Raw genomic sequence first — 19,078 nt, 5'->3', positions numbered from 1 at the left:
TGTTGGGGCTTCGAGCTGAAGGCTCGATATCTTCGTCCACTTTAGCCTTGGCTCGGCGGTGCCGATGGCGGTAGCGCCGATCCGAAGAAACGGAGAAAGGGGTCCCGGTGCGGCTATCACGACGGGAATTTTCATTGGCGCTGGCAACCAGCGCGTTGGTGACGCCGATGGCGCGCGCAGCGGGCAAGGGCGGCGCGGATGATGCTGCGTTCACCGCCTTTCTGAATGCGGCGTTCGAGGCCGAACTCGCACTCGACCCGGAGCAACTCACCAGCCTTGGGTGCAAGGAGCAGCAGGACCGGTTCACCGACCCCGGCGATGCGGCGGCGGCGGCGCGGCTCAAGTGGCGGCGCGCCAATGTCGCCGAGATGAAGAAGCGCTTTGACCGAGCGGCGCTCGGCGAGGATGCGCGGGTGTCCTACGATATGTGGCTGCTCGAACTCGAGCGCGCCGAGGCGGCGACGAAGTGGCGCGGGCATGCTTATATCTTCGACCGCAACGGCCCGCATACCGGGCTTCCCAATTTCCTGATCAACCAGCATCGCGTCGACACGCCCGCCGACATGGAGGCCTATGTCGCGCGCGTTGCCGCGCTCGGCCCGACGCTCGATATCTATCTCGACCGTGCCAGGGCGTCGGCGGCGAAGGGCATCCGCATGCCGGGCTTCGCCTATGACCAGTCGATCGAACTGGTCGGGCGGCTTATGAGCGGCGCGCCGTTCGACGCGGGCGAGGACAATGCGCTCTATGCCGATGCGAGGGCGAAGGCCGGGGGTCTCGTCAACGCGGGGAAGATCGATGCTGCGACCGCCGATGCCTTTGTCGTGCGCGCCGCCGAGGCGATGACCGGGTCGATGAAGCCGGCCTATGACCGGCTGCTGGCATGGCTTCGGTCCGACCGCGCGGCGGCTGACGCCGAACCCCGCGGCGCGGGCGCGCTGCCCGACGGCGCGGCCTATTATGATGCGATGCTGCGAATCCAGACGACCACCGCCATGACCGCGGGCGAGATTCACGACCTCGGCCTGTCCGAAGTCGCGCGTATCCGGGCTGAGATGGAAGCGTTGAAAGCGAAAATCGGGTTCGCGGGCAAGCTTGAGGACTTCTTCGTCTTCCTGCGTAGCGACGACCGCTTCTATGTCGCGAACGACGATGCCGGTCGTGCCGCCTATCTCAAGAAGGCCGAAGATTATCTCACGGGCATGCGCGCGCGGTTGCCCGAGCAGTTCGGCCGGCTGCCCAAGGCCGACCTGATCGTCAAGCGCGTCGAGGCGTTCCGCGAGGAGCCGGGCGGCGCGGCGCATTATTCGCCGGCTGCGCTCGACGGATCGCGACCGGGGATATTCTATGTCCACCTCGCCGATACCCGCGCGACGCCGACCTATGAGATCGAGGGCACCGTCTATCACGAGGGGCTGCCCGGCCATCATATGCAGATCGCGCTCGCGCAGGAGATGACCGGCACGCCCGAGTTCCGGAAGAATTATTTCTACGGCGCCTATGGCGAGGGCTGGGCGCTCTATGTCGAGCGGCTGGCGAAGGAGATGGGTTTCTATACCGATCCCTATAGCGATTTCGGCCGGCTGGGCCGCGAGATCTGGCGCGCGATCCGCCTGGTGGTCGATACCGGCATCCATGCCAAGGGATGGAGCGAGGAGCAGGCGCTGGCCTATTATACCGCCAATTCGCCGCAACCTGCGGCCAAGATCCGGTCCGAAATCCGCCGCTATTTCGTGACGCCGGGGCAGGCGACCTCGTACAAGGTCGGTATGCAGCGCATTCTGGCGCTGCGCGATAAGGCGCGGACGGCGCTCGGCGCTCGTTACGACCAGAAGATCTTCCACGAGATCATCCTCGGCCGCGGCTCGGTGCCGCTGCCGATCCTCGAAGCGCAGGTCGACCGCTGGATCGCGGCGCCCGCTTAGCGGCGCGGGAGCAATTGCCGTTACGGCTTTTCCGTTGCCAGTTGTCTTCCTTCGATCGAGCGGGCCGGGACTCCTTTGGGGACTCCCTCGGGGAGAGCGCACAACATGGTTGATGACGACAGTCTCGAAAGATGGTTTTGCCGCGAGGTGCTGCCGAACGAGAGTGCGCTTACCGGCTTCATCCGCAACAACTGGCGGGTCGCGGCGGATGTCATCGACCTGCGCCACGACGTCTATGAACTGGCGATCGCCGCGGCGCGCCGGGACCTGCCCGATGACGCCCGGGCCTTTCTGTTCGCGATCGCGCGAAATCATCTGATCAATCGCGCGAAGCGGGCGCGCATCGTTTCCTTTGAATTGGTGGCCGACCTCGAAGCGGTACAGCATGACGCGGATATGCTGACCGCCGAGCGGCACGTCCTCGCGCGCGAGGCGCTGCGGCGCGCGCAGGAAGGGATCGATCGCCTGTCGCCGCGCGTCCGCCAGATCGTGCTGCTGCGCAAGATCGACGGGCTCAACACGCGCGAAACCGCGGCGCGTCTCGGCATCGGCATCGATGCGGTCGAGCGCCAACTTTCGATGGGGATGAAGGCGCTCGCCGATTTCATGATGGGCGGTTCGGGCAAGATAACAAGACAGAAATTTGCCCGGAAAGGGCGCAAGGAGAATGGAGCATGAGCCGCGCGGAGGAGACCGCCGATACAGCGGCCGCCTGGATCATTCGCCGCGAAAACGGCGATTGGTCGGATGAGGACCAAGCCGCGCTCGACGCCTGGCTTGCCGCATCCGACGGCAATAAGGCGGCCTATTGGCGCCTGAAGCATAGCTGGAAGGAAGCCGACCGGATCGGAGCACTGGGCATAGCAGCGGTGCCAACCGCGCCGCGCAAGGCCCTGGCGCGCTATGGGATGCCGGTCGCGCTCGCGGCTTCGCTCGTCGCGGCCTTCTGGATCGGCGCGATCCCGTTCCTGTCAGAGCCATCCGCGCCGAAGCTCGTAGCCTCGACCTACAAGGCGGGGATCGGCGAGCGCAAGGATGTCGCGCTCGCGGACGGCAGTCATGTCGAGCTCAACACGCGAAGCGTGATTCGTGCGGCCTCGACATCGGGCCACCGCGATATCTGGCTCGATGAAGGCGAGGCCTATTTCGAGGTGAAGCACGATCCTCGCCGCCCCTTCGTTGTCCATGCCGGTGCGCGCACGGTCACCGTATTGGGAACGAAATTTTCGGTCCGGCGCGACGGTGGGGACGTATCCGTATCGGTGCTGGAAGGGCGCGTGCGGATCGACGAGAATCCCGCAAAGGACGGGCGGCCCGCATCGACGACGACCATTACCGGCGGGATGTCCGCGATCAGCGAGGGCCGCTCGACGCTCGTCACCCAGCGATCGGAGGAGCGCGTCGAGAGTGCGCTCGCGTGGCGCGACGGCATGTTGAGTTTCGACCGGACGACGCTCGCCGACGCGGCGGCAGAGTTCAATCGCTATCATCGGCGGCCGGTCATCGTCACCGACCCGGGCGCGGCCGGCATCCGTATTGGCGGAACCTTCCAGGCATCGAATGTCGAAGCGTTCGCGCGGTTGCTGCGAGATGCCTATGGGCTGCATGTCGAAATCGCCCCCGACGCGATAAAAATCTCCAGTCAGGGCGTTACGGCTTTGTGACGCTCGACTGTCCTACCTCTCGAGGGCGCGCGACCAGGCGGCCGAACAGGGGGAAGTAATGAAGATATCCAGCCTTGCCGCCATGCTTGCGACCAGTGTTTGCGTCGTTGCGATGGCGACGCCCGTGCAAGCCCAAACGCGCAGCTACGACATTGCCGCCGGCGGCCTGAAGCCGGCGCTTGACGCCTATGGCCGCCAGTCCGGTCGGCAGGTCCTTTACCGGACCGACGATGTGCGCGAGGCGCGTTCGGACGGCGTGTGCGGAACGCTGGATGCCGACACGGCTCTGGCGCGTTTGCTGCGAGGGACAGGCTTTACCTTCCGGGTCGATGCGTCGGGGGCGATCGCGATCACCCCGGGGGAGGGCGAGGCCGGAAGCGCCGCGGCCGATAGCGAGAGCGCAGACATCATCGTCACCGGCACGCGAATCCGCGGTGTCGACGTGCCCGCGCCTGCGATCACCATGGGGCGCGAGCAGATCCGCAACAGCGGCTATGCCTCGGTCGCCGACATCTTCGACGACCTGCCGCAGAACTCGCGCGAGATGTCTGCCGACGCCTCGATCGGGACGGGGGTTTCGGACCTCGCCCTGTCGAACGCGCAGGGCGCCGCGGGGATCAGTCTGCGCGGGCTCGGCGCCGAATCGACGCTGGTGCTGCTCAACGGCCACCGCCGCGCGGGCAATGTCGATGGTCGCGTCGTCGATATTTCGGCGATTCCGCTCGCGATCGTCGACCGTGTCGAGATCGTGACCGGCGGGCGGTCCGCGATCTATGGTTCGGATGCCGTGGCCGGCGTGGTCAATCTGGTGACCCGGCAAGATTTCGAGGGGATGGAGTCCGAATTCTATCTCGGCAGCGCCGCGAAGGGCGGCGAACGGATCGGCATCAGCCACACCGGCGGGTTCAAGTCCGATCACGGCGGGTTGGTCCTTGCCTATGATTTCCGGCGCGAGCGGAATTTCGACATCGTGCGGGCGGAGCTCGGCGGCCCATCGCCGTTCGACGTGTCGCTCCGCCGTTTCGATGCGCGGCCCGACAGTCAGCGGCATTCGCTCTATGCCGCGGGGCATTACCGGATCGCCGATGCGGTCGAACTCTATGGCGATGCGCTCTACACGACCGACCTCAAACGGGCCGTGCTCGACTATACGTCGCCCTTCTTCGATTTTATCCAGGATTCGAGAGTTCGGAGCCGCCAATACAGCGCCGTGCTTGGTGCCAAGGTCGATCTGGGCGGCGGCTGGCGCCTCGATGTCTCGGGCAATCATGGCGCGGTGCGCAACCACGAGGATGTCGAGGACAGCTTTGGCGGGCGGAACCGCAGGACCTCGGCGCGCCTGACCGAAGCATCGGCGGTCGTCGATGGCGCGCTGTTCGCGATCGGCGCGCATGAGGTGAAGGCGGCGTTCGGTGCAGAATATCGTAACGAGGCGCTCACCAACCCGACGCTGAAAGCCGATCGCAATATCGTCTCGGCCTTTGGCGAGCTGATCGTCCCGTTTGATATCGGCGGCGGAGAAGTCGAGTTTTCGCTGGCCGGCCGATACGACCGCTACAGCGATTTCGGCAGCACCTTCAATCCACAGGCAGGCCTTGTGTGGAAACCGGCCGAGGGCCTGGCGATCCGCGGCGCTTATTCGCGGGCGTTTCGGGCGCCGCCGCTGCTCACCCTGTCGCAGTCGAACCAGGCTTTCCTGCAATATGCGCCCGATCCGAAGACCGGGGGTGTAAAGCCGGTGCTGATCTGGCTCGGCGGCAATGCGGCACTGCGGCCCGAGCGGGCGACGACATGGAGCGCGGGGTTCGACTATTCGCCGCCTTCGGCTTCGTGGCTGACCGTTTCCGCCTCCTATTTCTCGATCGACTATCGCCACCGGATCGATCAGCCGATCGAAGATACGAGCAGCGTCTTGCTCGACGAAGCCTTCTTCGGCTCGCTGGTCAACCGGATGCCTGCGGACAGCGATGCCCGAAAGGTGATTGAGAGCGCACTCTCCGGCGACCTTGGGGCGTCGGGCTTCATCAACATGACCGACATCGACTTCGATCCGGCGACGCAGAATCTGCTCGATGTCGCACCGGGGCTGGTGCTCTTCGACAATCGCCGGGCCAATATCGGCTCGGACAAGGTCGATGGGGTCGATGCCAAGGTCGATCTCCGTTTCGGATCGGCGACCGACAAGTTCGCGGTCGGCGCTGATGGGACCTATTATCTGAACAGCAAGCGCAGGATCACTCCGCTCAGTCCCCTTGTCGATCGGCTCAATACCCCCGGGCAGCTTGTCGATTTCCGGCTTCGTGGATCGGCGAGCTGGACGCACGGCGCCTTCGCCCTTTTCGGATATCTGAACTATGTTGACGATTATCGCGATAGCTTTGCCTCGCCCGAGCGCAGGATCGGCTCGCTGACGACAGTCGACCTGACCGCGCGTATCGATGGCGATCAGTTCGGCAACCCCGGCCCGCTGCGCGGTGTCAGCGTCACCTTCAGCATCGACAATCTGTTCGACAAGAAGCCGCCGCTGTTTGCGAGCAGCGACTTCGGTCTCGGTTATGATCCCGCCAACGCCAGCCCGCTGGGGCGCTATTTCGCGCTCCAGGTGACGAAGCGGTGGTGATCGCCCGGCGGTTGGCGCGGTGTGCCGTGCCCGCCGCGGCATGGCTTCTCATATTCTCGCCGCTTTCCTTGGCGGCGGCGGAGCGGCCGCTGCTTTCGATGCAGGATGCGGTCGATTTCCAGCCGGCTTCGGCCAGCGACCTGGGCTGGTCAGGACCGGGCCGGCTGATCGCGACCTGGCGCGAGCCGGGCAAGGAAGCGGAGATCGTCGAATGGGACCTCGCTGCCGGCACCCGCCGCGTCATCGCAAAGGCCGAGCGCGCGGTTTTCTCGCCCGACGGCCGCTGGATTTTGCTGTTGCGGGGGGAGCAGTGGTGGCTCCAGAATGTGCGGACGGGCAAGGCCGCGCCGATCGCATCCTCGGCGGAGCAAGGCTTTATCGCGCTTTCGCCGCCGATGTGGTCGCGCGACAGCAAGGCGTTTGCGTTTCTGGAATCGGCCGACCCGCCGCCAGCCCCTAAGACCGTCCCCGTCAGCGAAGCGGATGGCGTGCGGTTCGTCGATGTCGGTGCCGAGGCCGATCGCCGCTTCGGCCCCGGCGGCAGCGAAGAGGCCATGATGAAGTCGCGCGTTCGGATCGGCCGGGTCGATGCCCCTGCGACCGTGCGCGCCTTCGATATTGCCGAGGATGCCGCCTATCGCGGCGGGTGGGGGAAAGGCGGCCGCTTCTACTTCATGCCGCTCGAAGGTCATTGGTACGGACATCGGTCCAGCACGGCTATCCGCGCGCTCAACCCGGGGTCGGGCCGCTCCACCGACCTTTATACGCAGCCCGGACTGATGCAACTCGGCGCGCTGCGGGTGTCGCCCGATGGCCGGTCGATCGCCTTCACCGCGGACGTCGACAACCGGCGCTGGGACGATTTCGACAGCCTCAGCCTGCTCGACATCCGGACGCGCAAGGTTCGCCGTCTGACGACCTCGCTCTATGTCAGCGATTTCGATTGGGCTCCGTCGGGTGACGGGCTCTTTCTGACCGCGCGCGACGGCGCGTTCAGCCAGATCTATCGCGTCGATCTTCAGGGGCGTGTCAGGCAAATGTCGAAGGGCGGGGAGCGCCGCTACGACCTCAGCGTCTCGCCCGACGGTAAATGGCTTGCCTATCTCACCGAGGATGTCGCGGGACGTCGTGATCTTCGCGTCCGCGCGCTGGATTCGGACACCGAAAAGACGCTCGCGACGCTCGCGGAACCGGCGCGCGCTTTCAGGCTTGCATTCGCCCGGCAGGTGCGCTGGAAAACGCCCGACGGGCTGATGCTGCACGGCCTGCTGTTCCTGCCGCCGGATTTCGATCCGAAGCGCAAATATCCGATGTTCGTCGATGTGCATGGCGGCGGACCTGCGGCGCGGCTCTATCTCTTCGGTGTGCTCGCCGACCGCGCGCGACTCCCGCTCGAATGGCATGCATGGGCGAACAAGGGCTATGTCGTCTTCGTGCCCAATTATCGCTCGTCGGGCGAATATGGCCCTCGCATCGCGGCGGAACGCTATGGTGCGCGCGACTGGGACACGCAGGGAGTTCGTCAGGACGCTGCCGACGTCGAGTCCGGGGTGCGCTGGATGATGGGCGAGGGCTATGTCGATCCTGCGCGTATCGCCATTCTCGGCCACAGCGCTGGCGGCGCGCGCGTCCAATATCTGTTGACGCAGACCAGTCTTTTCGCGGCTGCCATTCTCCACGATCCGGTCCCGTCGGGCGCGCTGGCGCAAAATCTGGCCATGATGACCGGCGACTATACCGGCGCGCCGGCAAGTATCGGGACGGCGGGCGAGCCGATCGACGAGAATCCGGACGCCTATTCGGGAGGCTATCTCATTGACGGGACCCGCATCCACACGCCCACGCTGATCATGGTGGGGAATCCCGACATGGGAGCGATCGATCCCCTTTCGTCCGAATTTCTCTTCTCGCTATTGAGGACGAACGGCGTACCCACCCGCATGGTCCGCTTTGTCGACGATGGACATAATCCGGGAAGCACAGCCGCGGCGCTGCGTCGATACAGCGAGATGGCAAACTGGCTTGACCGTCATATGCCCGCGGGGCGAGAAGGCCCATGAGGCGGTGCGGAAGGAAACGGGCAAGGCGGTCGGCTTCGATCGCTCGCGCTTAGTCCGCAATCAGGCGCATCGCTGCCGGCCCGTAAAGCGCCGCGACGAAGAGGCATGCCATCACTGCACCAACGAACAGGCTGCGCCGGTCCTTGATTGCGAAGGCCACCGGGTCGCCCTCGACCTCGCCGCGCCGCGCCATCATCCAGATGCGATTGAGCCAATAGATCAGCGGCAGGCAGAGCAGCCACAGCATTTCGGGCAGCGCATAATGTTCGGCTGTCTCCGGATCATGGGCAAAGAGTGCGAGCACGAGGATCGCGACCATCCCTGCCGAAATGCCCGACATCATCACCACGTCGAGGTCGCCACCGACATAGCCGCGCCCGCTGAGCAGCCGTTCGGGCTCGATCGCGTCGCGCATCTCGATATAGCGCTTCAGATAGGCGAGGCTCAGGAACAGGAAGACCGAGAAAAGCAGCAGCCAGAAGCTGAGCGCGACGCCGATCGCGATCGCGCCGATCCAGATGCGGATCGTGTAGAGCGAGGCGAGGACGATCGCGTCGCCGACCATCACCGCCTTCAGGCGGAAGGAATAGGCGGTCGTGATCGCCATATAGGCGAGGAGCCAGAAGGTGAGTTTCGGGCCGCCGAGCAGCCATCCCCCGGCAAGGCCGATGGCCCCGAGGAGCAGCGACAGACCCAGCGCGGCGGGAATCGCAAGATCGCCATGCGCGAGCGGCCGCTTCCATTTGGTGCGGTGTGCGCGGTCGGAGTCGATGTCGAGCAGGTCGTTCAGCAGATAGATGGACGAGGCGATCAGCGACATCAGCAGCGCGGCCGCCACCGCTGTAAGCAGCACCGCGGGTTTGGTGAATTCGCCCGAGGTGAAAGCGGGAACGAGTACCAGCGCATTTTTGGCCCATTGATGCGGCCGCATCGCCTTGAGGATCGCGCGGAGGGGGACAGGGCGCGGGTCGCCGAGGCGGGTCACTGCCGATCGCGCGGGGACATGACCGACCGACCAGCCCTGCCGGGCCTCGCGCCACAGCGGCGTGTCGGCGCGGCTGTCGCCGATATAGTCGAACGGCGTGTCGGGGCCGATGCGCGCGCGGATCGCGGCGAGTTTGGCGCTGCCCTTGAGGTTCGCGCGGCCGCGCGTCGCGATGACCGGATCGGCGAGCTGCAGGTGGCCGGCGATACGGCTGATATGGCGCCAGTGGCTGGCGCTCGCGAGGATCACGGGGCGGCCTTCCTGCCTTGTCTGCTCGATGAGAGCGAGCACCTCGGGCCGGTAGGGCAGGCGCGCCGCGTCGATGCGGTCGCGCCGGGCTGCCATGGTCTTGGCGACGGCGCGCCCCGCGACCAGCCATGCCAGCACCGCGAGCAGCGCGGCGACGCCCGACCGCGCGATCCGCACGAAGCTTTCGAGCGAAATGTCCGCGCGTGTCAGCGTCCCGTCGACATCGACGAACAAGGGCACAGCTGGAGCGGGCTGTTCAGGCGGCATGGTGCGGGGTCTTTCGGATCATGAAACGCTCGATCCAGGCGGTCACCGGAATGGCGGCCAGAACGATCAGCAGCGGAATTGCCGGGTCGCGATAGCGGGTGATGATATAGGCCGCGGCATGGATCAGCCAGAAGCCCGCGATCATCGACGCGAAGATCCATTTGCCGTCGCGCGCGATCAGGCGCGAACGGAAAGCGAGCAGGCCGAACAGCAGGATCAGCGCATATTGCGCGACCTCGAAGAGCCGGATCGAGGCGATCGCCTTCGACGCGGCGAAATCGCTCGCGTCGGGGATGTTCGGCTCCCAGAAATAGGCGAGCTTGCGCGCGGCCAGCCCGGCGGCCCGACCGGGGTTCGCGCCGATCCAGTCGAGCGCCGCGGTCTGCAGGCGGTCGGCGTTACCGACCTCGCCGAGCCGCAAGCGTGTGGCATTCCAGTCCTTGCCCAGCGGGGTGTCGGCGATGCTGACGAACTTGCCCGTCGCGGCCGGGTTGTTGCCGAGATAGAGATTGAACGCGGCGTTGGTCGTCAGAACCGGCCGGCCGACCATCTGATCGGTTGCATAGAGCCAAGGCGCCACGATCAATGTGGCGCCGGCAACGAAGCATAGTCCCGCAGCAAAGGCAGGCGAGAAACGCCCGCGTGCCCGCCAGAGCATCAGCAGCGCGGCGGCAACGCCGAGGCAGAGCAGCAGCGCCGATCCCCCGGTGACGAGCGCCGCCCCCCACAGCAGACCGGCGAGCAGCGCGGTCCCCATCGGTCGCTCGCCGCGTGCGATCCCGATCGCCGAGAGCGCGATCCCGAGCAGCAGCGGCGTCGACAGATTTTCCTTCGCCAGCATCGTCGCGTTCCAGAGGCCAGGGAACCACAAGGCATAGGCGGCGGCGGCGAGCAGGCCCGCGCCGCGATTTTCGGACAATGCGAGGGTGAGCCGGTAGATCAGCCAGATGCTGAGCGCGCACAGCAGCATGTTGACCGCGAGCGCCGTGCCTGCCGAGCTGCCGAGCAGCAGGAAGAAGGGCGCGAGCAGCAGCGGATAGCCGGCGCTGTAGAAGGCGTGCTGCCCGTACATGTCCTTGAGCTCGCCGCGTTCGGCGAGACCCTCGGCCATGGTGAAATAGGCGAGCGGGTCGCTGTCGAGGGGCTGCTTCAGCACCCACGCGCCCGCCAGCCGCAAGCCGATGGCGACGAGCATGATCGCGGCGAGCAGAACGGCGCAGGCGCGCGGCGAAAGCGCGGAAAGCGAGGCCGGCAGGATTGCGGTGCGTCGATTCATCGGACCGTCCCGAAAGGCCGCGCGAACGCGTCAGGCCGAGCGCGCGACGAGCACGCAGCCGGCGGCGATCAGCAGAGTCCCGGCGACGCGGGCGAGGCTGACGCTCTCATTGAGCCAGAAGGCGCCGGCGAGCATCGTGAGAATGAAGCCCATCCCGACGAAGGGATAGGCAAGCGACAAAGGCGCGCGGCCGAGAACGAACAGCCAGAGCAGCGCCCCGACGCCGTAGAGGCCGAGGCCGAGGATGATCATCGGCGATTGGGCCAGCCCGCCGATCTCCCCGCCGATTCCCGCCGAGCGCCCGCCGGCGGCGGCCGTGGTCCCGATCTTGAGCGCAAGCTGGGCGAGCGCGGAGAGGCTCACGCTGGCAAGAATGAGGAGGAACAGGCGCAGGGTCATCGACGATCTTTCAGGTCTATCAGCGGCCTGTCCCTAGGGACGGCGGTTCAAGATAAGGTTAATCCTGCCCCGAATGTCGAGCCTGGTCCAGCCGTCGGCAAGCCGTAAATCCGCACGGCTTCCACAGGCGATTCAAATCGTGCGCAACGTGCCGCGAAGGGGATGGCGACCGGTCCCGCCCGCGTGGGAGAAGGAGAAGACTGCGTTCCCCCCCAAACGGACGGCATCATTTCAGGAGCAGGGCGATCAGGCTGGCCAGGAGGCTCGCGATGAACAATCTCTGCAGAAGCTGCTTCGGACGCGGTTCGGGGCGCATCGCTGCGGTGAGCACGATCAGCGCTGCGAGTAGCCAGAAGATCGCCGTAAGCGGCGCCGCGTTGCCAGCGAGCATCCGGGCGAGGAAGGTCAGCGCCAGCGCGAGCGGTGTGCCCCACAGCACGGCATCCCACAGGGTGCGCAGCCGCGGTTCGTGAAGCCCGCGGCGCGCGCGCTTGCCGAGCCAGATCGAGGTGCCGGAGGCGACGACGACGGTGAGCGCGAGGCCGAGCCCGAAATAGGCGAATTTGACCGGGAGGCCGCCGAAATTGCCAAAGTGGAGATTGTAGGTCGATGCAGCCATCTGTTGCCCGAGATGGCCATCGGCGAGCCCGGCTGCGCCGAGGAAGCCGCCGTTCGCGTCGAAATTATAGCTTTCGCCATAGATCAGGCGCCGCGGATGTTCGGCGAGAAGCTGGACATGCTGGCCGCGCGTGCCGGGGTCGTGGAGGATGATGTAGGTGGGGCGCAACTCGGGGTGGGTGGCGGCGATCCATGCAAGCGGCGCGCCGACATCGGCGAGCGGAGCGGGGCGCGGATCGGGCTTGCCCTCGCCGCCGAAGATCGGCGCATAGGCTGCCTCGATGTCGCCCTTGTAGAAGCTTGCGGCGAGACCATAGGCGCCGATAGTGCCGAGCCCGATCATCGCGCCGGTGAGCGCGATCGCGAGCGTGAAGGGCAGCGACCAGACGCTCAGCCGGTTGTGCCAGTCGGCAAGCCCGACCCCTTCCTTGTCGCGCGCGCGCAGGCGAAAGGCGTCGCGGAAGATGCGCGGATGCGCGATCACGCCCGACAGCGACAGCGCGACGATCATCACCCCCAACATTCCGACGAGGATCAGCCCGACGAGGCCGGGGATATTGAGCCGGTAGTGGACGGCGAGAAGGAATTCGGACCATGCGTTTTCTTCGGCCCCCGCGATCGTGCCGGTCGCGTCGATATGCACCGCCTGGCTGTCGGTCGTGATCGTCGCGCGCGGCAGGTCGGGGACGGGCAGATGGACATAGAGATGCGTCGTCGCGGGCTTGCCCTTTTTGGTTGCCAGGACCGCGGCGACCGCCTTTTGCACGGCGTCCGGCGCCATGCGCGCCATTTCGGGCGCCGCGGGCTGCTCGATCCGCTGCCATTCTTGATAGAAGACGACGATCGTGCCCGTCAGACAAACGAGATAGAGAAGCGCCGAGGCAAGCAGCCCCATCGCGGCGTGCGCTGAAAGGGCTCGCTGCACCATCCCCTTGTCGACCGGTCCGGTCATGCAGCCCCTCCGATCCAGATCAGCCCGAGGCTCGCCGCCGCGGGAAGCAGCAGCCACAGAATCTGCGTGCGCCGCCGCGGCATCATCAGCAGTGCGAAGGCGAGGATGCCCCAAAGGAGCGGCAACAACAACAGCGTGAGCGCGTTGCTGTCTGCCTCCGCCCAGCCGCCGAGCTCTGCGAGCGCGCGCGCGGCGAGCGCGACCAGCAGCGAGACGAGCATCGCGAGCGGCACGGTGACGAGGAAGGTCAGCAGACGGCGCCCGATCCGCCGCGGCTCGCCCTGCGCGGGGAGCATGTCCGCCTTGCGGTCCGAGGCGCGCGTCTTGCCCGGCTGCGAGGTCGCGGCGGCCCCGGCGAGGAGCAACGCCGCTGTTCCCAGGCCGAACAGCGACACCATGGCCGCGCCCCACGCGCCGTTGCCGGCGATGCCGAGCGCGGCGCCGAGAAGGAGCAGCGCCCACGCCGCGCCGTTCAGCGCCGTCGAACGCCGGGGCAGGCCCCAGGCGCGGCGAAGCAGCAGCACGCCGAGGATCGCGGTCGCCGCGCCGGCCCAGACGAGGGGCGAGGCGCCGTTCACCGGAAGCGGTAGCCGACCGTGGCCATCACGTTGCGCGGCGCGCCGATGAAGCAGTCGCCACGCGCGAGACAGGAGGCGAAATATTTGTTGCCCAGAAGATTCGCGGCGTTGATCGCGAAGCGCCAGCTGTTCCAGTTGATTTCCGCCAGCGCGTCGACCGTCGTGCGCGACGGGGTGACGATCGACCAGACGTCGCTGGTCGAGATGCTCTTGCCGCTGTAGACCACGCCGGCGCCCAGACGCAGCTGGGCTTCATCGGCAAGGCCGAAACTCTTGGTCGACCAGAGCGACGCGGTGTGCCGCGGCATGTAATCGAGGCTGGTGTTGGTTTCCGACCTCAGCTTGGCATAGCCATAGTTGGCCAGCAGTTCGAAGTTGCCGGGCAGGGTGTGGCTGGCCTCGATCTCGAAACCCTTGGTGTTGAGTTCGCCCGACTGGGTCGTGCCGCCGGCCGCCAGATAAAGGACGCGATTGCGCTCCTTGATCTTGAAGACGGTGGCGGTGACGAGCGTGCCGGGTGCGGGCTGCCATTTCACGCCCGCCTCATATTGCGTTCCGGTCTGCGGCCGATAGGGATCGCCGAAGCTGCCGTCGCCATTGTCGATGCGGCCTGCGACCGGCAGGAAGCTTTCGGTATAGCTGAAGAAGGGCGAGAAGCCGGCGCCGATCTCGCCGATGATCCCGGCGCGGAAGGTGGTGGCATTGTCCTTCTGGCCCGACGAGCCGGTGACCCGGTCGCGGCGCGCGCCGAGCACGACCGAGACGCGGTCATAGAAGCGGACCTGATCCTGGACATAGATGCCAAGCTGTTTCTGGCTTTCCGAGGTGAAGGGGCCGGTCGGATCATAGGTCAGTAGCGCATCATAATCGATGTCGTAGAGGTCGACGAGTTCGTAGCCGCCAGCATAGCGCTTTTGCACCTTGTTCCAGCTGTAATCGAGACCGACCAGCAGCTTGTGCTCGATATTGGCGCCGGTGTTGAAGTTGAACTGGAGATTATTGTCGGTGGAGAAGACGTTCATCCGCGCGTCGCTGGCGTCGGCGATGAGGAGCATGGTGCGCCCATTGGTGCCGTAGACCGAGAAGGGGTCCTGCGGGTTGGTATAGCTGTCGGCATAATGGGTATTATATTCGAGGTCGCTGTCGATATAGCGAGCCTTCAGGCTGAGCTTCACATTGTCCGAGAAGCGGTGGGTGATCGATCCGCCGCCCTGCAGCGAACGGCCGGCATAGCGATCCCAGCCGGCCTTGCCGACGAAGGTGTGGCGATCGAGTTGCTCACCGGCGACCGGGTTGGGCCTGAAGGTCCCGACGATCGGCAGGAATTGCGAGGTCGAGCCTGTATCGTCCTCCTGGTAGAGGCCGGTCAGCACGACGTCGGTGTCGGGGGTCGGTTGCCAGCGGATCGAGGGCGCGAACATCACCCGGTCGTCGGGCACATGGTCGATATAAGTGCCGGCATCGCGCGCGCGGCCGACGAAGCGGACCGCGAGATTGTCGGCGAGCGCGAGGTTGACGTCGCCGAGCACCTCCTTGCGGTCATAGCTGCCATAGACGAGGTTGATTTCGCCGCGCGTGTCGAAGCCGGGCGTCTTGCTGACAAGATTGACGATGCCGCCGATCGAGCCCTGGCCGAACAGCACCGAGGCGGGGCCGCGCACGATCTCGACGCGCGAGAAATTATAGGGATCTGATGTGATTGAGGCATAATAGGAGAAGATGTCGCGCATGCCGTCGCGGAACTGCAGCGCGTCGAGGCCGCGCACGTTGAAACCATCGACGCGGGTATCGCGGCCATAGGGATTGGCGAGGACACCGGCGGCATATTTCACCGTGTCGCTGATGTTGATGGCGCCCTGCGCTTCATATTGGTCGGCGGTGATGACCTTGATCGGCTGCGGCAGTTCCATCAGCGCGGTGTCGGTCTTGGTTCCGGCATAGCCGGTGACAACGATCTGGTCCTGAGTCGGCGCGTCGGCGGATTCGGCTTCCTCTGCGAGCGCCGGCCCGCTCGCAAGTGCGGTGCAGATCAGCAGGGTAAAACGCGCGGTTGTCATGAAAGGCCCCTTCATCTATGTCCAATGGTAAGGGGAACTAATGCGACTTAATTGCATTAGCAATGCTTGTCGTCAAATTCATGGAGCGATGGGCGAACAAGCCGAAATATGATAAGTGCGAATGACGCACCTCGCGCCTGCCGTCGATGCGGACCATTTTGTCGCCCTGTCGGCTATTTCCATGGCGTCCGCAGTATATTACAGCCGGGGTTGTGACTGATTGTGCAACCTGTGTCGTTCGCAACCGCGCGATCTGTGCGAGCCTTAACGCCGAGGAACTCGCGTCGCTCAGCAAGATGGGCCGGCGCCAGCGCGTCCGGGCGGGGCATACGCTGCTCTGGGAGGGGGACGACGCGCCGGTCGTCGCCAATGTCCTTGAAGGCGTGCTGAAGCTCGTGGTCGCGACCGCAGACGGGCGCGAGCAGATTGTCGGGATCGTCTTTCCGTCCGATTTCATCGGACGCCCCTTCGGCAAGGAAAGTCCGTACAGCGCCACCGCGATGACCGATGCCGAGGTATGCATCTTCAATCGCAACAGTTTTGACGATTTTGCGAGCAATCATCCCGACCTTCAGCAGAAGCTGCTTCGCCGCACGCTCGACGAACTCGACCGGGCGCGGCACTGGATGATGCTGCTTGGTCGCAAGACGGCGTCGGAGAAGGTCGCCTCCTTCCTGCTCGAAATGTCGGAGCGATTGTCGGGGCAGGGGTGCGGCGGCGGAACGCAAGCCGGGTTCGAACTGCCCTTCGGCCGCCAGCAGATCGCCGACATATTGGGCCTGACCATCGAAACGACGAGCCGCCAGCTTACCAAAATGCGCGCCGACGGCCTGCTCGACCTGCCGTCGCGCCGCGAGATCGTGATCAACGATCGCGCGGCGATGGAGGCGGTGGCCGGCTGACCATCGGCGCGAGTCGGGGAGGTCAGAAGCGGAAGGCGACGCCGGCGCTGATGACCCAAGGGTCGAGCTTGTGGCGCGTTTTCAGCACCTCGGCGTTGCCGGCGTACCAGGTCGCGGTCGGACGCAGGAAATAGCGCTTGGCGTCAAGCGAGAGCGCCAGCCCGCGGGCATTCACCGGAACGTCTATCCCTGCTTGAAGCGCGGCGCCGAATTTGTCGCCCATCTTCTGCCGCGTCGCGCCGAGCGTGCGCGTCGTCGCGCCGGGCTTTTCGTCGATGAAGATGAAATAGCTCGGCCCCGCGCCGACATAGGGCCGGACGCCGCCCTCGGCGCCGAAATGATATTTGAGCGTCAGCGTCGCCGGGACGATCTTGGCGTCGGAAACAAGCGTCGCGCCGTTCAGCGCGCCGCGGCCGTTCACGTCGTGCTGCGTGACCCCGGCAATCGTTTCCAGCGAGACCGCGCCGGTCACGAAATATTCGATCGCGACCGTCGGCGTCACATTGTCGTCGGCCTTCGCCTGCGTTCCGGCGGGCAGGCCGATCAGGTCGGTCTTGACGTCGCTGATCTTGCCATCGGGTGCGACATAGGTCGCGAAGACCTTCAGTTGCACATCGCCGGCTTTCGCGGCGGCCTGGCCCGGAGCGGCCAGTGCTACGACCAGAGCGGCGAGGGAGAGATAGGTGATCTTCATGATGGGATGCTCCTCTGTTGACGGAGCCTCCGTGCGCCCGGCGCGGAACCGGGGCATTGATGGGGCACAATCTTTTCCTTGATCCTGATCAATGTTTTCGCGCCGCGGGGCGGGCAAGGCGGTTCCGAACCATGCAGCCCGAACGCTGCATCAAGCGGGGACAAGCGAAATGGACGGTCTGGTAACGAAGGCGGGCGGCTGGCTGGGGCTGGCGCTGCTGGCTCTGGTGATGGCGGCCGCGGCCGTCGATGCGCCTTATGCTGTGCACATGATCATCGTGGCGCTGGCGTGCCTGATCATGCTGTGGGCGACGATTTCGCGCGCCGACTATGCGAAGGTCGCGCGCGGGATACTGAAGATGCCGCCCGACGAAGGTGTCTACGACGACGATCCGGTGCGCTGGGGCGTGATCGCGACGATCTTCTGGGGTTTCGCAGGGCTCGCGGTCGGCCTCTATATCGCGTTGCAGCTCGCCTTTCCGGCGCTGAACCTCGGCCTCGAATATACCAGCTTCGGGCGGCTGCGTCCGCTCCACACCTCGGCGGTCATCTTCGCCTTCGGCGGCAATGCGCTGATCGCGACGAGCTATTATGTCGTGCAGCGCACCTGCCGCGCGCGGCTGGCGTTTCCGACCGCCGCGCGCTTCGTCTTCTGGGGTTATCAGCTCTTCATCGTGCTCGCCGCGACCGGCTATGTCATGGGCGTGACCGAGGCGCGCGAATATGCCGAGCCCGAATGGTATGTCGACCTGTGGCTGACGATCGTCTGGGTCGTCTACCTCGCGGTCTTCGTCGGCACGATCGTTAAGCGCCGCGAACCGCATATCTATGTCGCCAACTGGTTCTACCTCTCCTTCATCATCACCATTGCGATGCTCCACATCGTGAACAATCTGTCGATCCCGGTGACGATCTTCGGGTCGAAGAGCTATTCGGCCTTCGCCGGGGTGCAGGATGCGCTGACCCAATGGTGGTACGGCCACAACGCCGTCGCCTTCTTCCTGACAACGCCCTTCCTCGCGATGATGTACTATTTCGTGCCGAAGCAGGCGGAGCGACCGGTCTATAGCTATCGCCTGTCGATCATCCACTTCTGGTCGCTGATCTTCCTCTACATCTGGGCGGGTCCGCACCACCTCCACTATACCGCGCTGCCCGACTGGGCGCAGACGCTCGGCATGGTCTTTTCGGTCATCCTGTGGATGCCGAGCTGGGGCGGCATGATCAACGGGCTGATGACGCTCAACGGCGCATGGGACAAGATCCGCACCGACCCGATCATCCGCATGATGGTCGTCGCGCTCGCCTTCTACGGCATGGCGACCTTCGAGGGGCCGATGCTCTCGATCAAGGCGGTCAATTCGCTCAGCCATTATACCGAATGGACGATCGCGCACGTCCACGCCGGGGCGCTCGGCTGGAACGGCATGATCACCTTTGCCGCGGTCTATTATCTGGTGCCGCGCCTGTGGGGGCGCCCGCGGCTCTATTCGCTGCGCATGGTCAACTGGCACTTCTGGCTCGCGACGCTCGGCATCGTTTTCTACGCCGCGTCGATGTGGGTCGCCGGCATCATGCAGGGCCTGATGTGGCGCGAGTACGGCGCCGACGGCTACCTCGTCTACAGCTTTGCCGAGACCGTCGCGGCGATGCACCCGATGTATCTGATCCGCGCCGCGGGCGGGGCGATGTATCTCGCCGGCTTCGTGATCCTAATCGTCAATGTCTGGGCGACGCTTGCAGGCAAGATCCGCGAGGAAAAGCCGATGACCGAAACCCCGTACAACGCCGCCGCGGACCGCCCGCTGGCGCCCGTTCCTGCCGCATAAGGAG

General features: G+C 65.4%; 14 protein-coding genes. 7 read left to right on the top strand and 7 right to left on the bottom strand.

Annotated features, from left to right (window positions below; all coding sequences use genetic code 11):
* The first annotated feature begins 134 nt into the window (after positions 1–134).
* The 5 genes from ACE3SL_RS07010 to ACE3SL_RS06990 all read left to right on the top strand — a co-directional run bounded on the left by ACE3SL_RS07010 (position 135) and on the right by ACE3SL_RS06990 (position 8,269).
* Positions 135–1,925, top strand: coding sequence for a DUF885 family protein (locus ACE3SL_RS07010; RefSeq protein WP_374525032.1), 1,791 nt, complete (start codon positions 135–137; stop codon positions 1,923–1,925).
* Between the two features lie 105 nt (positions 1,926–2,030).
* Positions 2,031–2,603, top strand: coding sequence for an RNA polymerase sigma factor (locus ACE3SL_RS07005; protein ID WP_374525031.1), 573 nt, complete (start codon positions 2,031–2,033; stop codon positions 2,601–2,603).
* A complete protein-coding gene (locus ACE3SL_RS07000; RefSeq protein WP_374525030.1) occupies positions 2,600–3,589 on the top strand; it encodes a FecR domain-containing protein in 990 nt (329 codons plus the stop codon). Before ACE3SL_RS07005 ends, ACE3SL_RS07000 begins: the two co-directional genes overlap by 4 nt.
* Before the next feature lie 58 nt (positions 3,590–3,647).
* Positions 3,648–6,209 (top strand): TonB-dependent receptor domain-containing protein, encoded by a 2,562-nt coding sequence (locus ACE3SL_RS06995; RefSeq protein WP_374525029.1) that lies wholly within the window; start codon positions 3,648–3,650, stop codon positions 6,207–6,209.
* 98 nt (positions 6,210–6,307) lie between these two features.
* On the top strand, positions 6,308–8,269 hold the full coding sequence (locus tag ACE3SL_RS06990; protein ID WP_374525028.1) for a prolyl oligopeptidase family serine peptidase: 1,962 nt from the start codon (positions 6,308–6,310) through the stop codon (positions 8,267–8,269).
* Between the two features lie 49 nt (positions 8,270–8,318).
* Here the strand turns inward: ACE3SL_RS06990 and ACE3SL_RS06985 are convergent, their stop codons facing one another.
* The 6 genes from ACE3SL_RS06985 to ACE3SL_RS06960 all read right to left on the bottom strand — a co-directional run bounded on the left by ACE3SL_RS06985 (position 8,319) and on the right by ACE3SL_RS06960 (position 15,650).
* Positions 8,319–9,770 (bottom strand): UbiA family prenyltransferase, encoded by a 1,452-nt coding sequence (locus ACE3SL_RS06985; protein WP_374525027.1) that lies wholly within the window; start codon positions 9,768–9,770, stop codon positions 8,319–8,321.
* Entirely contained in the window at positions 9,760–11,046 is a 1,287-nt protein-coding gene (locus ACE3SL_RS06980) for a hypothetical protein (protein WP_374525026.1), read from the bottom strand. The genes ACE3SL_RS06985 and ACE3SL_RS06980 overlap by 11 nt, the downstream gene beginning before the upstream one ends.
* 30 nt (positions 11,047–11,076) lie before the next feature.
* On the bottom strand, positions 11,077–11,445 hold the full coding sequence (locus tag ACE3SL_RS06975) for a hypothetical protein (protein WP_374525025.1): 369 nt from the start codon (positions 11,443–11,445) through the stop codon (positions 11,077–11,079).
* Positions 11,446–11,671: 226 nt separating this feature from the next.
* Positions 11,672–13,015, bottom strand: coding sequence for a PepSY-associated TM helix domain-containing protein (locus ACE3SL_RS06970; RefSeq protein ID WP_374525024.1), 1,344 nt, complete (start codon positions 13,013–13,015; stop codon positions 11,672–11,674).
* Positions 13,012–13,593 carry a hypothetical protein gene (locus ACE3SL_RS06965; RefSeq protein ID WP_374525023.1) on the bottom strand — a complete coding sequence of 194 codons (582 nt, stop codon included), beginning with the start codon at positions 13,591–13,593 and terminating at the stop codon, positions 13,012–13,014. The genes ACE3SL_RS06970 and ACE3SL_RS06965 overlap by 4 nt, the downstream gene beginning before the upstream one ends.
* A complete protein-coding gene (locus ACE3SL_RS06960) occupies positions 13,590–15,650 on the bottom strand; it encodes a TonB-dependent siderophore receptor (protein WP_374525022.1) in 2,061 nt (686 codons plus the stop codon). The genes ACE3SL_RS06965 and ACE3SL_RS06960 overlap by 4 nt, the downstream gene beginning before the upstream one ends.
* 212 nt (positions 15,651–15,862) lie before the next feature.
* Between ACE3SL_RS06960 and ACE3SL_RS06955 the strand changes: the two genes are divergently transcribed.
* Positions 15,863–16,552 (top strand): Crp/Fnr family transcriptional regulator, encoded by a 690-nt coding sequence (locus tag ACE3SL_RS06955; protein ID WP_374525021.1) that lies wholly within the window; start codon positions 15,863–15,865, stop codon positions 16,550–16,552.
* Between the two features lie 22 nt (positions 16,553–16,574).
* Here ACE3SL_RS06955 and ACE3SL_RS06950 read toward each other — a convergent pair whose 3' ends face one another.
* Positions 16,575–17,246 carry an OmpW family protein gene (locus ACE3SL_RS06950; protein ID WP_374525020.1) on the bottom strand — a complete coding sequence of 224 codons (672 nt, stop codon included), beginning with the start codon at positions 17,244–17,246 and terminating at the stop codon, positions 16,575–16,577.
* Positions 17,247–17,415: 169 nt separating this feature from the next.
* Between ACE3SL_RS06950 and ccoN the strand changes: the two genes are divergently transcribed.
* Positions 17,416–19,074, top strand: coding sequence for a cytochrome-c oxidase, cbb3-type subunit I (ccoN, locus tag ACE3SL_RS06945; RefSeq protein WP_374525019.1), 1,659 nt, complete (start codon positions 17,416–17,418; stop codon positions 19,072–19,074).
* Positions 19,075–19,078 lie beyond the last annotated feature (4 nt).

The sequence above is a fragment of the Sphingopyxis sp. genome (assembly GCF_041916015.1).
Taxonomy (GTDB): Bacteria; Pseudomonadota; Alphaproteobacteria; order Sphingomonadales; family Sphingomonadaceae; genus Sphingopyxis.
This window is presented reverse-complemented; position numbering and strand designations above follow the sequence as displayed.

Bases quoted from the DNA above. Each gene is read 5' to 3' on its own strand.
- ACE3SL_RS07005 (WP_374525031.1), top strand. From the start codon at position 2,031: ATGGTTGATGACGACAGTCTCGAAAGATGGTTTTGCCGCGAGGTGCTG.
- ACE3SL_RS07000 (WP_374525030.1), top strand. From the start codon at position 2,600: ATGAGCCGCGCGGAGGAGACCGCCGATACAGCGGCCGCCTGGATCATT.
- ACE3SL_RS06995 (WP_374525029.1), top strand. From the start codon at position 3,648: ATGAAGATATCCAGCCTTGCCGCCATGCTTGCGACCAGTGTTTGCGTC.
- ACE3SL_RS06990 (WP_374525028.1), top strand. From the start codon at position 6,308: ATGCAGGATGCGGTCGATTTCCAGCCGGCTTCGGCCAGCGACCTGGGC.
- ACE3SL_RS06985 (WP_374525027.1), bottom strand. From the start codon at position 9,770: ATGCCGCCTGAACAGCCCGCTCCAGCTGTGCCCTTGTTCGTCGATGTC.
- ACE3SL_RS06980 (WP_374525026.1), bottom strand. From the start codon at position 11,046: ATGAATCGACGCACCGCAATCCTGCCGGCCTCGCTTTCCGCGCTTTCG.
- ACE3SL_RS06975 (WP_374525025.1), bottom strand. From the start codon at position 11,445: ATGACCCTGCGCCTGTTCCTCCTCATTCTTGCCAGCGTGAGCCTCTCC.
- ACE3SL_RS06970 (WP_374525024.1), bottom strand. From the start codon at position 13,015: ATGACCGGACCGGTCGACAAGGGGATGGTGCAGCGAGCCCTTTCAGCG.
- ACE3SL_RS06960 (WP_374525022.1), bottom strand. From the start codon at position 15,650: ATGACAACCGCGCGTTTTACCCTGCTGATCTGCACCGCACTTGCGAGC.
- ACE3SL_RS06950 (WP_374525020.1), bottom strand. From the start codon at position 17,246: ATGAAGATCACCTATCTCTCCCTCGCCGCTCTGGTCGTAGCACTGGCC.
- ccoN (WP_374525019.1), top strand. From the start codon at position 17,416: ATGGACGGTCTGGTAACGAAGGCGGGCGGCTGGCTGGGGCTGGCGCTG.